Genomic DNA, 22,775 nt, shown 5'->3' on the forward strand with positions numbered 1-22,775 from the left:
TAACTCCTGTCTATCGAAATTCAATTCCTCGGCAAGCCTGCCGCAGCAAGCGGTATATCTAAGCATATGCTCTACATATACCGTGCTTCGTTCTAGTAGCGGGAACTGATCATCCTTCATTTGTGAACAAAAGCGCATATGACGGACGTCAATATGCTGTATCTCCTATCATGCCATACTTTTAATGAAAACTTAAGTGTCTCTTGGATCGTTGGGATATTTTTGAACTCGTCCGAATACCTATAGCGTAGAGGTTGTCTGCTTGGACACTGTTGCAAGGGTTTCATACGGAACAATAACGGGAATGGAAAGGGGTACGAACCATGGATCAAATGAAGTGGCACCAGGCATCTTCGGAGCAACTGCTTCAAGCGCTGGGAGTCCACAGGGAAGAAGGGCTCACTGAAGAAGAAGCGGCGTCTCGCCAAACGCGTTTTGGGCATAATGAGCTGTCAGAAGGAGAGCGCATCTCGCCGATCACCTTGTTTTTGAACCAATTTAAAGATTTCATGGTACTGGTGCTTGCCGGTGCTACGCTCGTATCCGGGATACTCGGAGAGTATCTTGATGCCATAACGATTATTGCAATCATTACGCTGAATGCTGTACTCGGTTTCATTCAAGAATTCCGAGCGGAGCGATCGCTTCATGCATTGAAGCAGATGTCTGCGCCTACGGCCAATGTGCTTCGCAATAAGCAAGTGCGCAGTGTGCCTGCGAGTGAGCTTGTACCCGGTGACATCGTGCTTCTGGAGAGCGGAGATCGTGTGCCTGCCGATATTCGCTGGATTGAGGCGAACAGCTGTTATGCTGAGGAATCAGCCTTGACGGGAGAGTCAGTACCTGTCGGCAAGCATGCCAAGCCGATAGACAAGGAAGATATCCCGTTAGGAGACATGAAGAATATCGGATTCATGGGCACAATGGTTACCCGAGGCTCTGGCAAAGGCGTTGTTATTCGAACTGGTATGGACACTGAGATGGGGAAAATCGCAGATCTGATCGAAAACACCGAATCGATGGAAACTCCGCTGCAGCATCGTCTTGAGCAATTAGGCAAAATTCTAATTATCGTCGCCCTTCTAGTGACGGTTGTGGTTGTGGCTGCTGGTATTATGCATGGACAACCCACGATGACGATGTTTTTGGCGGGTGTCAGCTTGGCCGTTGCTGCAATTCCTGAAGGATTGCCAGCGATCGTAACGATTGCGCTAGCCCTGGGTGTTCAGCGCATGATTAAGCGCAAGGCTATCGTTCGCAAGCTGCCGTCTGTGGAGACGTTAGGGTGCGCTTCTGTCATATGCTCGGACAAAACAGGAACACTTACGCAGAATAAGATGACGGTAACCCGCATATGGACAGGTGGTCGTTCACTTGAAGTTAGCGGGGAAGGATTTGAGCCGACTGGACAAATTACGGAACTAGGCAAGCAGTTGGATTTGAAGCATGATCAGTCGCTGCGCCGAGTGCTGCAGATCAGTGCATTGTGCAATAATGCCACCCTTATCGAATCTTATCCGACCGAACAACAAGCCGCTCCGACTGAACGTAAAAAAGGGAAGAACGGTAAGCAAGCTGCGGGCAAAGAAAAGGAAGAGCTGAGGCCGATCTGGGACATTAAGGGTGATCCAACAGAAGGAGCACTGGTTGTACTGGCTGCGAAGTTAGGGATGACGCCGCAGTCATTGTCCGCCGTGTATGAACGCGTTGGAGAAATTTCCTTTGACTCGGATCGCAAGCGGATGTCTGTCATTGTGAAGCATCAGGGTGGTCGTCTCGCTTTGGTAAAGGGTGCGCCTGATGTGCTGCTGGAACGGTGCAGCTATGCACTGTGGGATGGCAAGGTCGTTCCATTCACGGCGACATTGAAGCAGAAGGCATTAGCAGCGAACGAAGCTATGGCGAAGCAGGCGCTCCGTGTACTGGGGCTTGCCTATCGTGAAATGAAACCCAGTGAAGATGCGGAGAATGAATCTGCAGTGGAATCCCAGCTCGTGTTCGCAGGATTAGCGGGTATGATTGATCCGCCGCGCCGCGAGGCAAGAGAAGCCATTGCTATCTGCAGACGTGCTGGAATTAAGACGGTTATGATTACGGGTGATCATCAATTAACTGCAGAAGCGATCGCCAATCAGCTCGGCATCATCCCGCGCGGCGGATTAACGATGAGCGGAGTGCAGCTTGCTATGATGGATGATGATGCACTGGATAAGGTCGTGGACAATGCCTATGTATATGCGAGGGTTTCGCCAGAGCATAAGCTAAGAATCGTAAAGGCATTACAGCGCAAGGGTCATGTTGTGGCGATGACAGGGGACGGTGTTAATGATGCTCCTGCCATTAAGGCTGCAGATATCGGCATTGCGATGGGGAAAACAGGTACCGATGTAACCAAAGAAGCCTCATCGCTCATCCTGAGCGATGATAATTTTGCAACGATCGTAGCGGCTATTGAGGAAGGACGCGGCATTTACGAGAATATTCGCAAATTTATACGATACTTACTAGCTTCGAACGTAGGGGAAATATTAGTCATGTTCCTTGCCATGATACTAGGACTTCCCTTGCCGCTTGTACCGATACAAATTTTATGGGTGAATCTGGTGACTGACGGGCTGCCTGCAATGGCGCTCGGCGTCGATCAGCCTGAGAAGGATTTAATGGAGCATCGGCCGCGGTCTGCAAAGGAAAGTATCTTCTCACGGAGATTGGGTTGGAAAATTATTAGCCGAGGCATCTTGATTGGGGTATGTACGTTAATCGCATTTTGGCTTACATGGAGTACGGATCCAGACAGTGCTGCACAGCTTACGAAGGCTCAATCCGTTGCATTTGCGACACTCGTACTAGCCCAGCTTATCCATGTGTTTGATTGCCGAAGCTCTCGTTCGATTTTCCATCGGAATTTCTTCCAGAACCGCTACTTGGTGCTGGCAGTTGCCTCCTCGGTTGTGCTTCTGCTTGGTGTGCTCTATATCGAGTCGTTGCAGCCAATATTCAAGACGGTTCCGCTCAACTTCAGAGATTGGGCGATTACATTTGTTATGGCTGGAATTCCAACCTTCTTGATGGGGATCGGATCAGTCCTGACCGGCAAGAAGTCGGGACGGCCAAGTGGGGCGAATCCCGCTTTTACCTCCAATCGAAGAGCGGCTTGAAGTTGGTAAATGTTGAAGAATGTATTTATGCAAAAAGTGCAAATATTACTCCACTAGGTTTATAGATTAATGAGCCTTGATTCGGTAAACTTTGAGTTGTTATGAATGACTAAAATGTGGTCAATAATGCAAACTGAGTTTGCCGTATGAAAGGTTGATTACGATGGAATTTACAAAGATGCATGGACTCGGCAATGACTTCGTTATTGTTCATGGAGAGCAGGAGCTTCCAGCTAACGTATCTGAGTTGGCGGTTGCAGTCTGTAATCGCCATTTCGGTATTGGTGCTGACGGTCTTGTATATATATTGCCTTCTGAATCTGCTGATGTGAGAATGCGAATTATTAATTCGGATGGGTCAGAAGCTGAACAGTGCGGTAATGCGATTCGATGTGTCTCGACCTATGTCGTGGAGCATGGATATGTGAAGCGAGATGAGCTTACGATCGAGACTCAGGCTGGTGTGCAGCATGTTCAGATCATTCGTGAGGACGGATGCGTCCATGCTGTGCGTGTAGATATGGGAGAGCCAGTGCTTGAAGGGCTGCAGATACCGACGGTATTTGATAAGCCTGCTGTCATTGACCAGCCAATTGAAGCAGGCGGCCACGCTTTTACGTTTACGGCAGTATCTATGGGTAATCCACACTGTGTCATCTATGTGGATGATGCAGCAACGTTCGATATCCAAGGATGGGGGCCGCTGTTGGAGAGTCACTCTTATTTTCCGCGGAACATCAATGTAGAGTTTGTCTCTATTCATACACGCGATCATGTCACGATGCGAGTATGGGAGCGGGGAGCAGGGGCTACCCTAGCATGTGGAACAGGCGCTTGCGCGACGCTCGTATCGAGTGTGCTTAATGGGTTGACGGACAGAGCGGTAACCGTATCGCTTGCAGGAGGAGACTTATTTATTGAATGGAATGCGGGGAATAATCATGTCTACATGACAGGACCTGCAACATTTGTATTTGATGGTGTATGGGAGTAAGGAACTTAATAAACAGGATGAGATAAGAACATGAGGGGTCAGCTGTAGTGGATGCAGCGGGCCTCTTTTTTATGCTGTGATGTACGTATAACACAGTATTTTGGTGGAAATTCTATGAGTTTTTCAAAAAAAGACGAACAAAATGGGCGATTTTACTTGATGAACCGCGGTTTCTTGATAGAATGTTTACTAAGCAAGTTACTACTATATACAGAGGATTCACCAACGATGGGAGATTGGGGTGCGAGACAGGATGAAGAACTTTCGGGAAGCACTGCACGAGCAAATCATAATTGGCGATGGTGCAATGGGGACGTATTTGTATCAACTTGGGTATCCTGTTGGTATCTCGTATGAAATACTGAATGTCACCGATCCAGATGTGATCCGCAATATCCATAAGCAGTATGTGGATGCAGGTGCGGGCCTGCTAGAGACGAATACATTCACTGCGAATCGGGAGAAGCTCTACAGACATGGCAAAGAGCATCTCGTTAAGGATATTAATAGAGCGGCTGTCCGCCTTGCCCGTGAAGCAGCAGGAAATCAAGCTTATGTGATAGGTGCGCTTGGTTCTATTCGAGCAGGTAAACGTGAGAATGTTCATACCAACCAAGTCATTCGAGATTATCATGAACAGATGTCGGCCATGCTGGAAGAAGGCGTTGACGGCATTATGTTTGAGACCTTCTACGATCTGGAAGAAATGCGTCTTGCCTTGCAAGTGGTGCGTGAACTGGATCAAGATGTTCCTGTAATCTGTCAATTCGCCGTGGAGGAATCTCGCAGAACGAAGGATGGCAAGAGCTTGCTGGAAGCATTCCGCGTCTTGCGTGACGATGGAGCGGATGTAGTAGGCTTGAACTGCCATATGGGTCCGAATGGCGTGCTGCGTGCGCTAGAGGGTGTTCAAGGGCGTATCGACCTGCCGTTGTCTGCATTCCCAAATGCAGGTCTGCCTGATTATGTCGATGGACGCTACAACTTCGTTGCATCCGCAGAATATATGGCGCAAAGCGCGGTTAAATTCGTGCAGATGGGTGCTCGGATTGTCGGCGGCTGCTGCGGAACGACACCTGAACATGTTGCGGCGATCGTAGAAGCACTTCGGGATGTGGAAGTTCCTGAGCTCCCTGTGCAGCCTGTGGAAAGCATCATTATTGAAGAGGAATCAGAATCTATGCTTTGGCAAGACGGTGCTGCTTGCTACGACGGCTGTGATCATGGACACGATGCTGAGGAATCAATAGTCGATATGGTGCGATCCCGTCATACAGTCATCGTGGAGCTGGATCCGCCTCGTGATCTGGATGTATCGAAGTTCATGAAGGGTGCGCAGGTATTGAAGGAGGCGGGGATTGACGCTCTGACGTTGGCAGATAATTCGCTTGCCGTTACCAGAATGAGCAACTTGGCTCTTGGTTACATGGCACTTGATAAAGTCGGCATTCGCCCGCTTGTCCATATTGCATGCCGAGATCGCAATCTGATAGGAACTCAGTCCCACATGATGGGCCTTCATGCACTTGGCATTGACCATGTGCTCGCTGTAACGGGAGATCCAGCCCGATTCGGTGATCTTCCTGACTCGAGCTCGGTATACGACATGACCTCTTTCGAGATCATTCGGATGATTAAGCAGTTGAATAGCGGTCTCGCATTCTCAGGCAAGCCGCTCAAGCAGAAGGCGAAGTTCGTCGTTGGCGGCGCATTCAATCCGAATGTGAAGCATCTGGATAAAGCGATTGCGCGTTTGGAACGGAAAATCGAGGCCGGCGCGGATTACATTATGACGCAGCCCGTCTATGATAAAGAGTTAATTGTACGGATAGCAGAAGGTACGAAACATCTTAATGTACCAGTCTTTATCGGGATTATGCCGCTTGCGAGCGGACGCAATGCTGAATATCTCCACAATGAGGTTCCCGGTATCGAACTGTCCGATGAAGTACGTAGTAGAATGAGCGGATTAGAAGGGGAAGCTGGGCGCAAGGAAGGGGTCGCCATCGCGAAGGAACTGCTGGATGTCGCGCTTACCCATTTTAAGGGCATCTATTTCATGACACCGTTCATGTTCTATGAAATGACAGCCGAATTGACCCAGTATGTATGGGAAAAAGCGGAACGCCAGGCAGACCCCTTGTATCGTCTGACATAATCAATTAAAATAGGGTAATGGATGTGGTGCCCGTGGTCTATAGTATGACTGGTTACGGTCAGTCTACCCGCGAGATTGGCGGGTACAAGATAACGATTGAAGCGAAGTCTGTTAACCATCGTTACTGCGAAGCTGTGCTTCGCTTGCCGAGAGAATGGACATGCTATGAGGATCGTCTTCGGCGCATCGTTCAGCAGAAGGTTAGTCGCGGCCGAATCGATGTGTTTATGAATAAGGAGCGGAACGGCGAGGTTAAGTCGGTTGTGGAATTGAATCGGCAAACGCTCGAAGCGTATCTTCAAGCTTCTGCGAAAGTTCAAAGTGAGTATGGTGTAGCGGGAGATTTGTCGGTTACCGACTTGCTCTCGCTTCCTGATTTGTTCACGGTTAGAGAGTTAACCTCTTGGTCGGAGGAGGAGCTTGCTGCTTCTCTGGAATCGGGATTGCTGGAAGCAATGGATGGATTGTGCAGGATGCGCGCCATGGAAGGCAGCCACCTCAACCGAGATTTGGCGGAACGACTGAGCCGGTTGGAATTGCTCCATTCGGAACTCACAGAATGGGCTCCGGTCGTTGTGACCGATTATCGAGCGAAACTGAATCAACGTATCGAACAACTGTTGGATGCCAGTTTTCCAATGGACGAGCATAAGCTTGCACTGGAAGTGGCACTGTTTGCGGAACGCTCCAACATTGATGAAGAACTGACGCGGCTGAAGAGCCATTTCGAACAGTTCAGACGACTGCTCGAAAGTAATGAAGCGATAGGACGCAAGCTTGATTTTCTTGTACAAGAAATGAACCGCGAAACGAACACCATCGGCTCCAAGGCGAATCATTTGGAAATAACGAACCGCGTCGTTGAAATGAAAGCGGAGCTGGAGAAAATTCGCGAACAAGCAGCGAATATTGAATAAATTGTGGAGCGCTCGAAAGTAGAGGGAGGACCTGTAATGGCGATTAAGCTAATCAATATCGGATTTGGTAATATCGTATCTGCCAACCGGATCATTTCGATTGTGAGCCCGGAATCGGCTCCAATTAAACGAATCATTCAAGAGGCTCGAGACCGTCATATGCTGATTGACGCTACATACGGCCGACGTACGCGTGCCGTAATTATTACGGACAGTGACCATGTCATTTTGTCCGCTGTGCAGCCTGAAACGGTAGCTCACCGTCTATCTACAAAGGATGACGACAACGACGAATAAGATGGAGACGAAGATGAAGAAGGGGTTATTGATTGTGCTGTCCGGCCCATCTGGCGTCGGTAAGGGCACAGTATGCAAAGCTTTACTGAAGAAAACCAACGATCTTACTTATTCCGTGTCTGCAACGACACGCGAGCCGCGTGCCGGCGAAGTAGACGGTGTGAATTATTTCTTCAAATCACGCGAGGAATTCATGCAGATGATCGAGGAAGATCGTTTGCTTGAATATGCGGAATACGTAGGTAACTATTACGGAACACCATGTGACTTCGTTGAACAGAAGTTGACTGAAGGCCGTGATGTTATTTTGGAAATCGAAGTGCAGGGTGCAATGAAGGTGAAGGAGAAATTCCCGAACGGAATTTTCATCTTCTTGCTCCCGCCGTCGCTCGACGAGCTGAAGGATCGCATTCGTGGTCGCGGTACAGAGCAGGAGCACGTAATCGATTCCCGGATGAATGTAGCCGTTGAAGAGATTGCGTTAATGGAGAACTATGATTACGCGGTCGTTAACGACGAGATTGATCTTGCGTGCAAGCGTATAGAGAGCATCATCATTGCCGAACATTGTAAGATTGGGTCTCAAGAATAAGCTGCAGCAAGGCGCACTTTCATTGGAAGTGTGCCTTGTCACGGTTGTTAGAAGAGAGCGGCTTCTACAACGTAGATAAACGGCATATATTGTCTGCTGGGCGTCTGCGTCAGAAGCGAAGATACGAAAAAAGGAGTGCTGAACCATGCTTTATCCTTCCATTGATGAATTGATGAAAAAGGTTGACAGTAAATATTCTTTGGTAGTTGCAGCTTCACGCCGTGCGCGCCAATTGCGTGAAGGCGGTCGTACGGAATTGAAAAACCCAAAATCCCATAAACAAGTGGGCGTGGCTTTGGAAGAAATTTATGGCGATTACATTCACACAGAGCAAGACCACAGTCAGCTTCAACCAGGTGAATAAACACAACTGCAAATGCGAGCTGGAAGGCTCTTGGTCAGAGAATGAGGCACGAGTTGACCAGTGGCGCATAGCAGGACGGAAGTTCATACAAGTTTGAAAAAGGATAACAACCGCAAGGTTGTTATTTTTTTCAAGAAGAAGGAACAAGGAAGTACTGTAATAGCAATAATTCCTAAAGAATGATACGTTCGGCGGCATATTGGGCCGATTAATCGCCATGCAGTATGGTCATGAATCGCTAGCGGCTAAGGGGATTTCGGCATGTCGGCTGAACGGAAAGGCGGGATACAATGTTGCAAGGGAAAACGATAGTGCTCGGAGTTACTGGAGGCATTGCCGCTTATAAAGCTGCTGCCTTGTGCAGCAAGCTGAAGCAGGAAGGTGCAGAGGTTCACGTCATTATGACGAAATCGGCAACGGAATTCATTACCGAGTTGACTTTCCAAACGCTATCTCGTCATCTCGTATATACAGATACGTTTGACGAGAGGGATGCATCTGTCGTCTCTCATATTGACTTGGCGGATCGGGCTGATCTGATTCTGGTAGCACCTGCAACAGCGAATGTAATTGGGAAGATGGCACACGGGCTTGCGGATGATATGCTGACGACAACGCTGCTTGCAACGACGGCTCCTGTCATTGTTGCGCCAGCGATGAATGTACATATGTATGTCCATCCTGCAGTTCAGCATAACATGGGGATGCTGCGCGAGCGTGGAGTCCACTTCATAGAGCCAGAAGAGGGCCTCCTCGCCTGCGGCTATACAGGCAAGGGAAGAATGGCAGAGCCCGAGCATATCATCGAGCAGCTCAAACAGTGGATGCCTTCCAACAAGCTGCCTGAGAGATTCGGGCCGAGCAATGTGATGACAAGCGTCAAGGCGAATGGCTCTGGCGTACCGCCAGAAGCTGCTGCACAAGAAGAACTGCTTCTATATGGAAAAACGGTACTTGTCACAGCAGGTGGAACTGTTGAACGTATTGACCCCGTTCGCTATATAACGAATGATTCCTCAGGCAAGATGGGATTTGCTATCGCAGAGGCGGCGCGAAATATGGGGGCTCAGGTGGTCGTAGTGGCGGGACAAACGCAAGTATGCCCGCCAGAAGGGGTAACGATTGTCCGCGTGGAATCCACACAGGATATGTACGAGGAAGTCATGAGCCGCTATCCAGAGATTGATCTGGTTGTGAAGACAGCAGCAGTTGCGGACTATCGTCCGGTCGCACGGGCACCTCAAAAGTTGAAAAAGACTGGGGAACGTCTCATCATTGAGTTGGAACGGAACCCGGATATTTTAGAAGAGCTTGGGCGCCAAAAGTCGAAGCAATTCCTCGTTGGCTTTGCCGCAGAGACAGAGCATGTTGATCAATACGCGGCAGATAAGCTGCGCCGCAAACGGCTTGATCTCATCGTTGCGAATGATGTATCGCGATCAGAAGGTGGATTTGGATCTGATAACAATGAGGTATCGATTTATGACGCGGAAGGTCTTGTAGAACGAATTCCGCTTATGGCGAAGAGCGGGGTTGCGAAGCGTATATTGCAGTTGGCTGCATCGAGAATGAAGGATCCGACCCGGGTGCTGGCAGGCGCTGAAGAGGTGCATCCGATTGAGTAGTGAACATGACTGGATGCCTGCACATGAGCCTTTGTTCCATGCGGTGGGGGCCACAGTCTTGGATGAAGGAACTCGCTGCAATGTGGCTCAGGTCATTGTTGATGTATCTAGCAAGGCAACGAATCGCCCATTTGATTATGCAGTGCCGCAGGATATGGAGGCATGGCTCGAAATTGGCAGCAGGGTTGGGGTTCCTTTTGGCGGGAGAACCGTACAAGGATTCGTCATCGGACTGTCAGATACGACGGATGTGCCGAAGTCTAGATTGAAGCCCATCCAGCAGCTGCTCGACATTGTCCCTCCTCTGCGTCCTGATTTGGTGCAGCTTGCGAAGTGGATGAGTGACCGCTATGTATGTACTTTGACGGCAGCGCTGCAGGTTATGATTCCCGGCGCAATGAAGGGCAAACGGGAGAAGGCCGTTCAACTTGGGGAAGATGCGGTGTTGTATATGCATCACACACGCCTTCATGAAGAGCAGATGAAGGCTGACGATCCTTCAATTGTGGACACGCAGCTTCCCGATCAACTTGAGCTTATGCCGCATAAACTGCTTGCGGACAGCCTCACCGCTGAACTGCTTGCTTATGTAGAACGGAACGAGCCAATCGCTGCCGATAAGCTGCTGCAGGCATTCCCAGCCGGAGCCGCCCTAATCAAAGAGGCGATGCAGCACGGGTGGCTCGTGGAGACAGAGCGAATTAAAGATCGTATCGGCGTGAAGAAGCTGAAGCGTGTTCGCCTTGCTGTGGAACCGGATCAGGCTGAGCAAGCAGCGGTGGAGATTGGCGCTCGCGCTCGCCGTCAGCAGGAATTGCTTCGGCAGCTTCTTGAATTCGGCGGGGAACTTCCACTTCGCTCGCTCAATGCTTCTGCGGTGAAAGCCTTGGAAGGCAAAGGATTGATTGTCGTCGACGAGGTTGAGGTTATGCGTGATCCATACGCCGACCGGCGCTTCAAGCCGACTCAGCCGCTGCCTCTAACAGAAGAGCAGCAGGGCGTTCTAAGCCGAATTACCGAAATGCTGGATGAGGGCTGTGCACAATCATTTCTTCTCCACGGCGTGACCGGAAGCGGCAAGACAGAAGTATACTTGCAGGCAATCGACCGCTGTCTCCGTTCCGGCAGACAAGCGATCGTGCTGGTACCGGAAATATCACTGACCCCTCAAATGGTAGAGCGGTTCAAGGGACGATTCGGCTCAAAGGTGGCTGTTATGCACAGTCGCCTGTCCCAAGGGGAGCGTTACGATGAGTGGAGGAAAATACGAGAGCGGCGCGTTCAGGTCGCGATTGGAGCGCGTTCTGCCATATTTGCTCCATTTGAGCATATCGGTCTTATCATTATGGATGAAGAACATGAAACCTCTTATAAGCAGGAGGAGACACCGAAGTATCATGCCCGCGATGTCGCCGTAGAGCGAGCTAGACTGCATGACGCCGTTGTTGTGCTTGGATCAGCGACGCCTTCTATGGAGACGTATTACGCGGCCAAGCTTCATGGATATGAAGCTCCGCCGTCAGGGCTGGAGCCGCCTGCTTGGGATTTGGCTCCGCTGGCCATGCCAACCCGCGTTGGTGGCAGAGCGCTTCCGCCCGTGACGATTGTGGATATGCGTGAGCAGCTGAAGATAGGCAATCGCTCGATGTTCAGCGCTCCGCTGGAGAAGGCGCTGGAGGAGCGGATCGAACGGGGAGAGCAGACAGTTCTGCTGTTGAATCGACGTGGTTACTCCACATTCGTGATGTGCCGGACGTGTGGGTATGTTGCCCAATGTCCTGAATGTGATATTTCGCTGACTTATCATATGAAGTCTGGGCATATGCGCTGTCATTATTGTGGGTACGCGGAACGGGCACCAGTCGTCTGTCCCTCATGCGAAAGCGAGCATATACGCTACTTTGGCACAGGGACACAGCGTGTTGAAGAGCAGCTAGCCAAGCGTTTTCCGGGCATACGTGTCATTCGGATGGACGTGGACACGACGACGGAGAAGGGATCGCATGAACGTCTGCTAGCCCAGTTCGGTGAACGCAAGGCAGATGTACTGCTGGGGACACAGATGGTCGCGAAGGGACTTGATTTCCCTTATGTGACACTGGTAGGTGTTATCGCTGCGGATTCTGCGCTGCACATGCCGGACTTCCGAGCGGCGGAGAAGACATTCCAGCTTCTTACGCAGGTCGCAGGCCGTGCTGGCAGACATCAGCTGCCAGGCGAAGTAATTGTGCAGACGTATGCACCGGAACATTATTCCATTACCCATGCTGCCCAGCATGATTACTCGGCTTTCGCCTCAGATGAGCTAAGGCATAGAAGGCAGCAGATGGTTCCGCCTTTTTGTCGATTGGCCTTGCTCTCTATGACCCATGAACAGCTTCCGCTGCTCGTGCGTGTCGCAGAGAACGCTGCCCTGCGGCTAAAGGAGCTGGCTGAGCAGCGAGGATGGCTTCATGGGCTGAACGAAGCAGCCAACGCGGTTGAGATCTTAGGGCCAGTTGCTTCTCCAATTCCGCGAATTAAGAACCGCTACCGGTTCCAATGCATTATCAAGAGCAGAGGAAATGTTGATTTGTCCTCCTTGATGGCAGATGCGATGACGGAGTTCGACATGGTCTCCAAAGAACAGGATGTATGGTTCAATGTAGATATCGACCCGCAAATGATGATGTAGGGATGAATAAAAAGCACTGAGCATTTGTCATCAGTGTATACGGTGAATAAACTATAAATAAACGATTCAAAAAGGAAGGTGTGCCCGATGGCATTACGAATTATTGTACACGAACCAGATGAGGTTTTGCATCAAATAGCAAAGGAAGTTCCTAAGATTACGCCGAATATTCAGAAGCTGCTGACAGATATGGCAGATACGATGTACCATGCTGAAGGTGTCGGACTTGCTGCACCGCAGATCGGTATCTTGAAGCGTGTCATTGTTGTAGATGTCGGCGATGAGCATGGATTGATCGAGATGGTGAACCCTGTTATCCTGTCTGCGGAAGGGGAACAGCTTGGCCCAGAAGGCTGCTTGAGCATTCCAGGAATCAATGGCGACGTACTCCGCCATCAGAAAATCACGGTAAAAGGGCTTGACCGCAATGGCCGTGAAATTACGGTCGAAGCTGAAGATTTCTTGGCGCGTGCATTCCAGCATGAGATCGACCATTTGAACGGTGTATTGTTCACCGAGATTGCAGAACGGGTATATGAGGTGCCCCGCGAAGGCAGGGAATAAATGATGACGAAGATTGTATTTATGGGGACGCCTGAGTTCGCGGTTCCTTGCTTGGAGAATTTGTTAAAGGAAGGGTACGAAGTTGCAGCGGTGGTTACTCAGCCGGATCGTCCGGTAGGGCGTAAACGTGTGCTGACGCCTACACCAGTGAAGGCTGCTGCGCTGGAGCATGGGATTCCTGTATGGCAGCCTGAGAAGCTTCGTACCTCTACCACGATAGAGGATATTCGCGCTTTGGAGCCGGATCTTATTGTTACTGCAGCTTATGGACAGATTCTGCCGAAGTCTGTGCTTGATATTCCGCGTCTCGGCTGTATTAATGTACACGGTTCACTTCTGCCGAAGTACCGTGGAGGTGCACCAATTCAGCGTTCGATCATGAATGGCGAGCCGGTGACTGGTGTAACGATTATGTATATGGCGGAAGGCATGGATACAGGCGATATGATCAGACCGATTGAAGTGCCGATTACGGATGAGGACAATGCCGGCACGATGTTCCAGAAGTTAAGCGCTGCAGGAGCACAGCTTCTGATCGATACGCTGCCGGATCTAATCGCAGGTCGTATCCAGGCGATACCGCAGCCTCATGAGGAAGCAACTTACGCCCCTAACTTGAAGCGCGAGGATGAGAAGATCGATTGGTCACACTCTGCGCGTGAGATTTTCAATCAGGTTCGCGGCCTTGTACCGTTCTCTGGCGGATTTACGTTGTGGAACGATGAGGTATTCAAGGTGTGGGCTTGTGAGGCGCCGAGCAAGGCAGAGGCTGATGCATCCAAGGGATCGCAGGAGCCGGGAACTGTGTTGACACTTAGCCCACGCGGCATTGAGGTTCAGACAGGTGCAGGCACATTGTGGCTGACCGAGGTTCAGCCTGCTGGCAAGAAGGCAATGGCTGCTAGCGAATTCGTTCGCGGCGGCAAGATGATGCAAGGGATGGTGCTGAAGTGAGCGAGCAGCATTCGGGAGGCGCGAAGAAGCGCAAGACAGCACGCGATGTTGCGCTCGAGGTGCTTGTTCAAGTGGAGAAGGAGCACTCCTACAGCAATTTGCAATTGAACCAGGCACTCCAAGGAGCGAATTTACCGCGAGTTGACGCAGGTCTAGCGACAGAACTTGTATACGGAACGATTCAGCGATTGAATACGATTGATGGTGTGCTGGAGCAGAAGGTGCAGCGTGGTTTGTCCAAGCTTAAGCCGTGGATGCGCAATCTGCTGCGCATGACAGCCTATCAGCTGCATTATCTGGATCGCATTCCTGCCCATGCCGCCATCAATGAAGCGGTTACGATTGCGAAGCGACGCGGTGGACAGTCCATGGGCGGCTTCGCCAATGGAGTGCTGCGAGCGATTATGCGCGAGCCGAATTTATGGGATACTCCTGCTGGTTCAGATCCGGTCTCACGAATTGTATGGGAGCATTCGCATCCGGCTTGGCTTGTCTCCGACTGGGTCGATGCTTACGGGGAAGCAGACACAGCAGCGATGTGTGAGGCGAACAATCGTCCTCCGCACGGTAGCGTACGTGTAAATGCGCTGCGAACGAATCGTGAGAAGCTGCTTGCCGATATGAAGGAGGAAGGCTTGAATGCAATGCCTTCTTCACTTTCGAAGGATGGAATCGTAGCTGAGGGTGCAGGGAATCTGGCGTTAAGCAAGTGGTATCGCAATGGCGAACTGTCTGTGCAGGATGAGAGCTCCATGCTCGTCGTTGAGGCGCTTCGTCCTGAGGCTGGCATGCGAGTGCTGGACTGCTGTGCAGCTCCTGGAGGCAAGACGACACATATTGCGGAGCGAATGGGCAATACGGGTGAGGTAGTGGCTAATGATGTTCATGCTCATAAGGTGGCGCTCATCGCAGATCAGGCTGAACGTCTTGGCTTGACATCAGTAGCGATGATGAATGTGGATGCGTCCACACTAAGCCGCGAACTGCCTTCTGGCAGCTTTGATGCAGTGCTGCTCGATGCACCGTGCACAGGCTTCGGTGTCATTCGACGCAAGCCGGACATTAAGTGGGCCAAGCGTCCTGAGGACGTAGCATCTATTGCTTCCCTTCAAGCTGAGCTGCTTGATCAGGCAGCTCAATTGGTTCGCCCAGGCGGACGCCTCGTCTATTCAACTTGTACGGTTGAGCGTGCGGAAAATGAGGATGTGGTTCGCCGCTTCCTAGCATACGCTGCTGAGGAAGGTTGGGAACTGGATGATACGTGGAAGGCGGCTCTTCCAGCGGAGCCCCTCGCTGCGGCACTGAAGCGGAGCCCGGAAGGCATGCTGCAGGTACTGCCGCATGATGCGGAATCGGATGGCTTCTTCATCGCTTGCCTAAAGAAGCGCAAGTAAGCATATCATCGTGCGAATCGCATGATGTTGATACCTGCATAGGGTGTGAAGCATAAGCCGCAACGCTCAAGACGAGGCTTCTTGAACGTTGCGGCTTTCTTTTTCAAGCCAGGGAAGATCTGCTGCTTGCAACACGCGCTTTTAGCATTTCGCCCATTTGTGGTAAAATAAATCGAACTGCATGATTGAGGAAAGGTAGAGGTTGAACAAACGAATGAAACCATTTATATACGATCTAACATTTGAACAGCTTCAAGAATGGTTGAAGGAGCAAGGAGAGCCGGCATTCCGTGCCGGACAAATTTTTGATTGGCTATACGTGAAGCGTGTGGATGACTTCCGAGGGATGTCAAACTTGTCCAAGTCGCTTCGTGAGAAGTTGGAGAACAGTTTCCAATTTGTAACACTGAAAGAAATTACACACATGAAATCGCAGGATGGAACGTATAAATTCCTATTCGGACTACACGATGATCATGCGATTGAGACTGTCATTATGAAGCATAGTTATGGGAACAGCATCTGTGTAACGACCCAAGTCGGATGCCGTGTAGGCTGTACCTTCTGTGCCTCTACGCTTGGCGGGTTGAAGCGGAACCTGACAGCGGGCGAGATTGTAGCCCAAGTCGTCGCTGCGCAGAAAATTCTGGACGAATCCGAAGAGCGCGTGAGCAGCATCGTTATTATGGGGACGGGAGAGCCGTTTGAAAATTATGATGCGACGATGGCGTTTCTGCGCATTATGATCCATGAGAAGGGGCTGCACATCGGACAACGTCATATTACGGTATCAACGAGCGGCATTGTGCCAAGCATTTACAAATTTGCTGACGAGAATACGCAAATCAACTTGGCGATTTCAATTCATGCGCCGAATGATGCTCTGCGTTCGAAGCTTATGCCCGTTAACCGCAGATTCCCATTCGAGGAAGTGATGAAGGCGCTCAAGCATTATCAAGTGAAGACTGGACGCCGTATAACCTTCGAATACGCGCTTATTGGCGGTGTGAACGATAAGGTTGAGCATGCGGAAGAACTTGCAGATGTATTGAAACGTATGGAAATGCTCGCACATGTCAACTTGATTCCGGTCAACTATGTACCGGAGCGGAATTATGTACGTACCCCTCGCAACGATATTTTTGCATTCCACCGTGCGCTTCAGGATCGAGGTATTAATTCGACGATACGCCGGGAGCAGGGGCATGACATTGCTGCAGCGTGTGGACAATTGCGAGCGAAGCATATGGAGTCTAATGCGAGGTGATCGAAAATGAGAGCTGTACAACGTTCTGATGTAGGACGCGTCCGTGCGGTCAATGAAGACCGTGCTTTCCTGTCCGAGTTGTCGAACGGCTATTACGCAGCTATCGTAGCCGATGGAATGGGTGGACATCAGGCGGGAGATATTGCAAGCCGACTTGCTGTCGAGACGGTTATATCTGAATTGTCAGCATTGCCAGGTGATTTGGATCAGGAGATGCTGGGCAGTGCGCTTGAACAGGCGATTATCCGAGCGAACCAAACGATTTTTCATATTGCCTCTCAAGATGAGAAATATCATCACATGGGAACGACAATTGTCGCGGCCCTCTTCGATAAATCCGATTGGAAAGGATTTATCGGGTATATCGGCGACAGTCGAGCCTATGTGATTAATCGCAGTGGAATTAAGCAGCTGACTGATGATCATACGCTAGTAAATGAACTGGTGAAGCGCGGTCAGATCGAACCACAGGACGCAGAGCGTCATCCGCGGCGTAATGTACTTATTCGTGCGCTCGGAACGGACGAGCAGGTTGAAGTGGATCTGCTATCTGTTGAAATTCGTGTTGGAGATGTGCTGCTTCTATGCAGTGATGGATTGACGAATATGCTGAATGCTGAACAAATATGGGGAGTTGTCATTGATCCTTCGCTCCCGCTGCCTGTCAAGGCGGATCGTCTGCTCGGACAAGCGCTTGATGCCGGGGGGGATGACAACATCACGATTGTCCTTCTGGATCGTTTGGAGAACAGCGTTGTGGAAGAGGGGGGTAGCTCATGATTGGCACCATACTGTCTGGTCGCTATGAAATCATTACGCGGATTGGTGGAGGCGGCATGGCGCTTGTGTACAAGGCGCTTGATAATTTGCTGAACCGCTATGTAGCAGTCAAAGTATTGCGCCAGCAGTTCGTTCATGATGAAGAGTTTATCCGCCGATTCCGCCGGGAGGCTCAGTCTGCTGCATCGTTGTCTCATCCAAATGTAGTCAGCATTTATGATGTTGGACAGGAAGAAGATACTCACTTTATCGTTATGGAGTATGTAGAAGGGCATAATCTGAACGAGATTATTCTAGAGCGGGCTCCCCTGCAGGTTGACGAGTCGGTGCGAATCACTACGCAAATCTGTGACGCACTTGATCATGCCCATCAGAATCATATTATTCACCGCGACATTAAACCGCATAACATATTAATTGGCCGGAACGGCCGCGTCAAGGTGACAGACTTCGGGATTGCACGCGCGGTTACTTCATCGACGATCACACAGACTGGATCTGTGGTCGGCTCGGTTCATTATTTTTCTCCAGAACACGCGAAGGGCGTGTCGACAGGAGAGAAGTCTGACTTATACTCGCTCGGGATTGTGTTATATCAGATGCTTACCGGCAAGCTTCCGTTCCTTGGGGAGAGCCCGATCAGCGTGGCGCTGAAGCATCTGCAGGAGCCGTTCGATGAACCAAGAGTGGTTAATCCGCATATTCCTCAGAGTGTGGAGAACGTCATTCTGAAATCGATGCGCAAAAATCCTGCTGAACGATATCAATCCGCAGCCGAGATGATGCGTGATCTGGAGACATGCTTGCTGCCTGAACGTCTGCATGAGCCCAAAATTACTTTCAAGCCGCGGCCTGTCTATGATGACGATCAAGAAACACGGGTGATGCCTGCAATTCGCTCCACGACGTCAGATCATGCAGCTAGCCCTCAGGGAAGGACGGGAAAGCCTCCTGAGCGCTCGGCATCATCTGCTGCAGCTGGAGCAAGCAAGCGCAAGTCTTGGGTAAAACCTGCGATTTGGGCAAGTGTGACAGTTGTATTCCTAGCGATTTTAATCGGTGTAGTGTATTACGTGAAGAGTGTGCTTGTTGTGAAGGATGTTGAAGTTCCGAAACTGATCAACATGACGTTACAAGAGGCCCAGAAGGAACTGGGCGCTCTCAAGATTGAGATTGAGGATCCTGTAATTGAGGAATATAAGGAGGGCTTCGAGGCGGGGAAAATCTTCGACCAGAGCAAGCCCCCTGGATCGATGGTGAAGGAAGGCTCGACCATTCGCTTATATGTGAGCAAAGGCACCCCGCTTGTGAAGCTTGCTGATTACAAGGGGAAGTCGGTCGACAATGTCGTACAGCAGCTGTTAGATCTAGGCTTCGACAATTCACAGATTGAGAAGAAGCTCGTCTATGATGATGAGTTGGAAGAAGGTCTGGTCGTCAGCATGTCTCCTAGCCCGAATACGGAGGTCGATCCAAAGAAGACAACGATTCAGCTTATGGTCAGCAAGGGCAAGGAATCGTTCGGCATGCCGAACTTGAAAGGCATGACCAAGGAAGCGGCCATTGCCGCGATTGAATCGAGTGGACTGAAGCTGGCTAGGGACGGGGTTGTGGAAGAGCCTAGTTATGAAGAACAAGGCAAGGTAATTAAGCAGCAGCCGTACGAGGCAAATGATCCGGTGACGAAGGGTGCGGAAGTTCGTATCTACATTAGCTCAGGCTATCCGCCTGAGGCATTGCGATATACGTTCCCGTTAACGGTGTATCCGGAAGTGGAAGGCAAGTCGAGCAAGATTCGGATCTATTATACGGATGCACGCGGAGAGAAGAGGGAATGGGGAACAGAGACCATTTCGACGGCCAAAACGTTCAATGTGGAGCTTATTCTTGCACCAAATAAGGATGGAGCTGTGTCCTTTGAGCGTGACGGCAAATTCGTAGATGCTTATCCTGTCTCTTATACCGATGCGAAGCAGGGAACGGTACACATCCCACCACCTCCTGATATTCCGGCTACTACACCGCCAGGAGGCACTCCAGAGCAGGGTGGCGGCCAAGGCAATGGCGAAGGGGTCACACCTCCTGCGGATGGAACAGATGGACAGAACGGAGAGGCAGGGGCAGGCGGTGAGGAAACTGGGAACTAACAGTTGGCCTCGCTGCCGTGCAATGAACAGCAGGAACGTGAAGAGCTTGGAGGAACATATATGCCAGAAGGTTTAATTGTAAAGGCGCTGAGCGGCTTCTATTATGTTCGGCCCGATGAGTCTACAGATGAAGAGGTCGTTCAGTGCCGTGCCCGCGGCATTTTCAAGAAGAAAGGCGTGTCCCCGCTTGTCGGGGATCGCGTCACCTTCTCTATGACGGATAATGGAGAAGGTACGGTAGATCAGATTGAGAAGCGGAAGACAGAGCTGATTCGTCCGCCAATTGCGAATGTGGGGCTGGCAGCGCTTGTCTTCTCGGTAGCTGAACCCGTATTGAACCGCCAATTGCTGGACAAGTTCCTTGTACATATCGAGCACGCGGGACTTGATGCGGTTATCGTGTTGACGAAGTGCGACATCATCGAAGGGCTGCCAGAGACAGAGCAGTCGGCTGCACGTCAGGAGATGGAAGAGACAATTCGCTTGTATTCCAATGTCGGCTACGACGTTATTTCTACCAGTGCCCGAGGCGGGTATGGCTATAGTGAAGTGGAGAGCAAGTTGAATCAAGACATCAGTGTATTTGCGGGTCAGTCTGGTGTCGGCAAGTCATCGCTACTTAATGCGATGCTGCCCGGCGTATCGCTGGAGACGAACCAGATCAGCCATCGTCTCGGCCGAGGCAAGCATACGACACGTCATGTGGAGCTGCTTGCATTGCCCCGTGGCGGCTATATTGCGGATACTCCGGGATTCAGCCAGCTGGATTTCTTGGAACTGGGCGTTGATCAGCTTGGAGACTGTTTCCGCGAGTTCAGAGCATATGCAGACGGCTGCAAATTCCGTGGCTGTACGCATATTCATGAACCCGGTTGTCAGGTAAAGATGGCTTTGGAGCAAGGCGATATTGCGAAATCCCGCTATGAGCACTATGTGCTATTTTTCGAGGAAATGAAAGAGAAAAAACGGAGGTACTAACATGACACAGCAGAACGACATCCGAATTGCCCCTTCCATTTTGTCCGCTGACTTTGCGAAGCTTGCGGAGGATATTCGTGACGTAGAGCGAGGTGGCGCCGACTGGATCCACATCGATGCGATGGATGGCCGCTTCGTTCCGAACTTGACGTTTGGTCCGCTCATTGTAGATGCTATCCGTCCGCATACGGAGCTGACATTGGACGCTCACCTCATGATTGTGGAGCCGGAGAAGTACGTTCCTGACTTTGCTAAGGCAGGAGCCGATGTCATCACCGTACATGCGGAAGCTTGCCCGCACCTGCATCGTGTGGTGCATCAAATTAAGGAATGTGGTGCCAAGGCAGGCGTCGCGTTGAATCCTGGCACCTCGCTGTCGGCTGTTGAGGAGCTGCTCGGTGATGTGGATTTATTCCTCATCATGACGGTTAATCCAGGGTTCGGCGGACAGAAATTCATTTCTTCGATGACGGATAAAATCAAGCGTCTGCGTACAATGCTGAATGAACGTGGCAGACAGGACGTCCATATTGAAGTGGATGGAGGAATATCGGCAGCAACAGCTGGCCTCGTTACAGAAGCGGGAGCGGATGTACTCGTGGCAGGCAGCGCGGTGTATGGGGCACCGGATCGTGCAGAAGCGATTCGTGTGCTTCGCGAAGCAGCAAGAAGAGGGTGACACGGCAACTAGATTGCGCAGCGGCATCATGGGATATGCGTGTGGGAGAACGCGCGTGATGCTGCTGAGTGGCAAAGGGGAGAAAAGCATGTGGGTAACAGCGCTAATGCTGACGCTGTACAGCTTTGTGTGCGGATCACTAATAGGATTGTATGCATTTTTGACCTTTCCGATTAACTTGGTATGCTCGGTGGGGGCTTTGTTTCTTGGATACAAGTTCTTCAAGCGGTATCAGACCAAGAGCATTCGGATCTGGTTTGTATCCTTGTCCGTATTGTTTTACTTCATCTTTTTATTCATGATGTCAGTTGTCACATATTTGAAGCAATTGCCTACGCCTGCTGCCTGAATCCTTCAGAATCGGGCTTGCTCTCCATGCATAGAGCTTGTGGGGTCGGCATATAGTGGTTACATGAGCACAGATCTCATGTAACCTTTTTTCTTATCATGACGGGTCTTTCGGACATGTCGGGAATAGAAGTGTAGGGTAGATGAGATGACGAGGAGGGTGGAGTATGAAGTTCTATACGTTTAAGCTGCCTAAGTTCTTGGGAGGTTTCGTCAAGGCCATCTTAAATACGTTTCAAAAAAACTGACGTTCCTGGCGGCCATGATGCTGAATCCGTATCCATCATCCACCACCCGAACGTATTCGTATATGAAGGGCAGCGGGAACGGAGCAACAGGCTCAGCACATATATGAACGATAGCGGGTTCCGGCATGCAGCAGAAACGGTTGTTCCGTCCCGTTCGGAGGTCCGACCGTTTCCTGCGAGATGGCATAAAAAATCATGTCATTTCATGTAAAATAAGGAAAAATCAAAAAAAGACTCCCCATTGAACGATGTCAATGAGGAGTTCATCCCGATATGAAAAAAAGCACCTGATCGCGTCAAGGTGCTTTTTGTATATCTTACATGGGATTAGACGCGAGTCACTTTACCTGCTTTCAAAGCGCGTGTGCTCACGTAGACGCGTTTAGGTTTGCCATCTACCAAGATGCGAACCTTCTGAACGTTAACGCCCCAAGTGCGGCGGTTTTTGTTATTCGCGTGCGACACGTGATTACCGGATCCAGGTTTCTTCCCCGTTACATAACATTTGCGAGCCATGCCTTACACCTCCTTATCCCAAAACAACCCTCATACAATTAAATACTCAAATATGATATCATATATGAAAAAGCCTCGTCAACTGAATCAAAAACTTTGTTTATTTCTGTTTTCTATTATA

The 22,775-nt window shown here is 50.4% G+C and carries 20 protein-coding genes; 19 read left to right on the forward strand and 1 reads right to left on the reverse strand.

Annotated elements, in window-relative coordinates:
• Positions 1-323 precede the first annotated feature (323 nt).
• The 19 genes from ABN764_RS18540 (at position 324) to spoVM (ending at position 22,138) form a co-directional block, all read left to right on the forward strand.
• Entirely contained in the window at positions 324-3,158 is a 2,835-nt protein-coding gene (locus tag ABN764_RS18540) for a cation-translocating P-type ATPase (RefSeq protein WP_268624469.1), read from the forward strand.
• A gap of 163 nt (positions 3,159-3,321) precedes the next feature.
• Positions 3,322-4,152 carry a diaminopimelate epimerase gene (gene dapF / locus ABN764_RS18545; RefSeq protein ID WP_446672704.1) on the forward strand — a complete coding sequence of 277 codons (831 nt, stop codon included), beginning with the start codon at positions 3,322-3,324 and terminating at the stop codon, positions 4,150-4,152.
• A 253-nt stretch (positions 4,153-4,405) separates the two neighbouring features.
• On the forward strand, positions 4,406-6,310 hold the full coding sequence (locus tag ABN764_RS18550) for a bifunctional homocysteine S-methyltransferase/methylenetetrahydrofolate reductase (protein ID WP_174808850.1): 1,905 nt from the start codon (positions 4,406-4,408) through the stop codon (positions 6,308-6,310).
• Positions 6,311-6,342: 32 nt separating this feature from the next.
• Complete coding sequence (locus tag ABN764_RS18555; protein WP_028531238.1) at positions 6,343-7,227, forward strand: YicC/YloC family endoribonuclease; 885 nt, start codon at positions 6,343-6,345, stop codon at positions 7,225-7,227.
• A 36-nt stretch (positions 7,228-7,263) separates the two neighbouring features.
• The gene (remA, locus tag ABN764_RS18560) at positions 7,264-7,524 is read left to right on the forward strand and encodes an extracellular matrix/biofilm regulator RemA (protein ID WP_005548256.1); all 261 of its coding nucleotides are present in this window, start codon (positions 7,264-7,266) and stop codon (positions 7,522-7,524) included.
• A gap of 13 nt (positions 7,525-7,537) precedes the next feature.
• Positions 7,538-8,116: a guanylate kinase gene (gene gmk / locus ABN764_RS18565; protein WP_174808851.1), complete on the forward strand. Its 579-nt coding sequence runs from the start codon at positions 7,538-7,540 to the stop codon at positions 8,114-8,116.
• A 145-nt stretch (positions 8,117-8,261) separates the two neighbouring features.
• Positions 8,262-8,480 (forward strand): DNA-directed RNA polymerase subunit omega, encoded by a 219-nt coding sequence (rpoZ, locus tag ABN764_RS18570; protein WP_065290281.1) that lies wholly within the window; start codon positions 8,262-8,264, stop codon positions 8,478-8,480.
• A gap of 290 nt (positions 8,481-8,770) precedes the next feature.
• Positions 8,771-10,105 carry a bifunctional phosphopantothenoylcysteine decarboxylase/phosphopantothenate--cysteine ligase CoaBC gene (gene coaBC, locus ABN764_RS18575; protein WP_446672705.1) on the forward strand — a complete coding sequence of 445 codons (1,335 nt, stop codon included), beginning with the start codon at positions 8,771-8,773 and terminating at the stop codon, positions 10,103-10,105.
• A complete protein-coding gene (priA, locus tag ABN764_RS18580) occupies positions 10,098-12,779 on the forward strand; it encodes a primosomal protein N' (RefSeq protein WP_446672706.1) in 2,682 nt (893 codons plus the stop codon). Before coaBC ends, priA begins: the two co-directional genes overlap by 8 nt.
• Positions 12,780-12,866: 87 nt before the next feature.
• Positions 12,867-13,343, forward strand: a complete 477-nt coding sequence (gene def, locus ABN764_RS18585) for a peptide deformylase (RefSeq protein ID WP_021256654.1) — start codon at positions 12,867-12,869, stop codon at positions 13,341-13,343.
• Between the two features lie 3 nt (positions 13,344-13,346).
• Entirely contained in the window at positions 13,347-14,297 is a 951-nt protein-coding gene (fmt, locus tag ABN764_RS18590; protein WP_090511587.1) for a methionyl-tRNA formyltransferase, read from the forward strand.
• Complete coding sequence (rsmB, locus tag ABN764_RS18595; RefSeq protein WP_072728823.1) at positions 14,294-15,691, forward strand: 16S rRNA (cytosine(967)-C(5))-methyltransferase RsmB; 1,398 nt, start codon at positions 14,294-14,296, stop codon at positions 15,689-15,691. The genes fmt and rsmB overlap by 4 nt, the downstream gene beginning before the upstream one ends.
• A gap of 214 nt (positions 15,692-15,905) precedes the next feature.
• Complete coding sequence (gene rlmN, locus ABN764_RS18600) at positions 15,906-16,958, forward strand: dual-specificity RNA methyltransferase RlmN (RefSeq protein ID WP_268624465.1); 1,053 nt, start codon at positions 15,906-15,908, stop codon at positions 16,956-16,958.
• A gap of 6 nt (positions 16,959-16,964) precedes the next feature.
• The gene (locus ABN764_RS18605; protein WP_174810498.1) at positions 16,965-17,738 is read left to right on the forward strand and encodes a Stp1/IreP family PP2C-type Ser/Thr phosphatase; all 774 of its coding nucleotides are present in this window, start codon (positions 16,965-16,967) and stop codon (positions 17,736-17,738) included.
• The gene (gene pknB, locus ABN764_RS18610) at positions 17,735-19,885 is read left to right on the forward strand and encodes a Stk1 family PASTA domain-containing Ser/Thr kinase (RefSeq protein ID WP_268624464.1); all 2,151 of its coding nucleotides are present in this window, start codon (positions 17,735-17,737) and stop codon (positions 19,883-19,885) included. The genes ABN764_RS18605 and pknB overlap by 4 nt, the downstream gene beginning before the upstream one ends.
• A gap of 60 nt (positions 19,886-19,945) precedes the next feature.
• A complete protein-coding gene (rsgA, locus tag ABN764_RS18615; RefSeq protein ID WP_028531233.1) occupies positions 19,946-20,863 on the forward strand; it encodes a ribosome small subunit-dependent GTPase A in 918 nt (305 codons plus the stop codon).
• A 1-nt stretch (position 20,864) separates the two neighbouring features.
• Positions 20,865-21,542 carry a ribulose-phosphate 3-epimerase gene (gene rpe, locus ABN764_RS18620; RefSeq protein ID WP_072728821.1) on the forward strand — a complete coding sequence of 226 codons (678 nt, stop codon included), beginning with the start codon at positions 20,865-20,867 and terminating at the stop codon, positions 21,540-21,542.
• Positions 21,496-21,891, forward strand: coding sequence for a hypothetical protein (locus ABN764_RS18625; protein WP_227774553.1), 396 nt, complete (start codon positions 21,496-21,498; stop codon positions 21,889-21,891). The genes rpe and ABN764_RS18625 overlap by 47 nt, the downstream gene beginning before the upstream one ends.
• A gap of 166 nt (positions 21,892-22,057) precedes the next feature.
• On the forward strand, positions 22,058-22,138 hold the full coding sequence (spoVM, locus tag ABN764_RS18630; protein WP_019424875.1) for a stage V sporulation protein SpoVM: 81 nt from the start codon (positions 22,058-22,060) through the stop codon (positions 22,136-22,138).
• 327 nt (positions 22,139-22,465) lie between these two features.
• Here spoVM and rpmB read toward each other — a convergent pair whose 3' ends face one another.
• Complete coding sequence (gene rpmB / locus ABN764_RS18635) at positions 22,466-22,654, reverse strand: 50S ribosomal protein L28 (protein ID WP_005548278.1); 189 nt, start codon at positions 22,652-22,654, stop codon at positions 22,466-22,468.
• Positions 22,655-22,775 lie beyond the last annotated feature (121 nt).

Origin of the sequence: Paenibacillus wuxiensis (assembly GCF_040195695.1) — a bacterium.
GTDB classification, from domain to species: Bacteria; Bacillota; Bacilli; order Paenibacillales; family Paenibacillaceae; genus Paenibacillus_B; species Paenibacillus_B suaedae.

Coding starts and splice junctions, on each gene's coding strand:
- ABN764_RS18540 (WP_268624469.1), top strand. CDS start 324: ATGGATCAAATGAAGTGGCACCAGGCATCTTCGGAGCAACTGCTTCAA.
- dapF (WP_446672704.1), top strand. CDS start 3,322: ATGGAATTTACAAAGATGCATGGACTCGGCAATGACTTCGTTATTGTT.
- ABN764_RS18550 (WP_174808850.1), top strand. CDS start 4,406: ATGAAGAACTTTCGGGAAGCACTGCACGAGCAAATCATAATTGGCGAT.
- remA (WP_005548256.1), top strand. CDS start 7,264: ATGGCGATTAAGCTAATCAATATCGGATTTGGTAATATCGTATCTGCC.
- gmk (WP_174808851.1), top strand. CDS start 7,538: ATGAAGAAGGGGTTATTGATTGTGCTGTCCGGCCCATCTGGCGTCGGT.
- rpoZ (WP_065290281.1), top strand. CDS start 8,262: ATGCTTTATCCTTCCATTGATGAATTGATGAAAAAGGTTGACAGTAAA.
- coaBC (WP_446672705.1), top strand. CDS start 8,771: ATGTTGCAAGGGAAAACGATAGTGCTCGGAGTTACTGGAGGCATTGCC.
- def (WP_021256654.1), top strand. CDS start 12,867: ATGGCATTACGAATTATTGTACACGAACCAGATGAGGTTTTGCATCAA.
- fmt (WP_090511587.1), top strand. CDS start 13,347: ATGACGAAGATTGTATTTATGGGGACGCCTGAGTTCGCGGTTCCTTGC.
- rlmN (WP_268624465.1), top strand. CDS start 15,906: ATGAAACCATTTATATACGATCTAACATTTGAACAGCTTCAAGAATGG.
- ABN764_RS18605 (WP_174810498.1), top strand. CDS start 16,965: ATGAGAGCTGTACAACGTTCTGATGTAGGACGCGTCCGTGCGGTCAAT.
- pknB (WP_268624464.1), top strand. CDS start 17,735: ATGATTGGCACCATACTGTCTGGTCGCTATGAAATCATTACGCGGATT.
- rsgA (WP_028531233.1), top strand. CDS start 19,946: ATGCCAGAAGGTTTAATTGTAAAGGCGCTGAGCGGCTTCTATTATGTT.
- rpe (WP_072728821.1), top strand. CDS start 20,865: ATGACACAGCAGAACGACATCCGAATTGCCCCTTCCATTTTGTCCGCT.
- spoVM (WP_019424875.1), top strand. CDS start 22,058: ATGAAGTTCTATACGTTTAAGCTGCCTAAGTTCTTGGGAGGTTTCGTC.
- rpmB (WP_005548278.1), bottom strand. CDS start 22,654: ATGGCTCGCAAATGTTATGTAACGGGGAAGAAACCTGGATCCGGTAAT.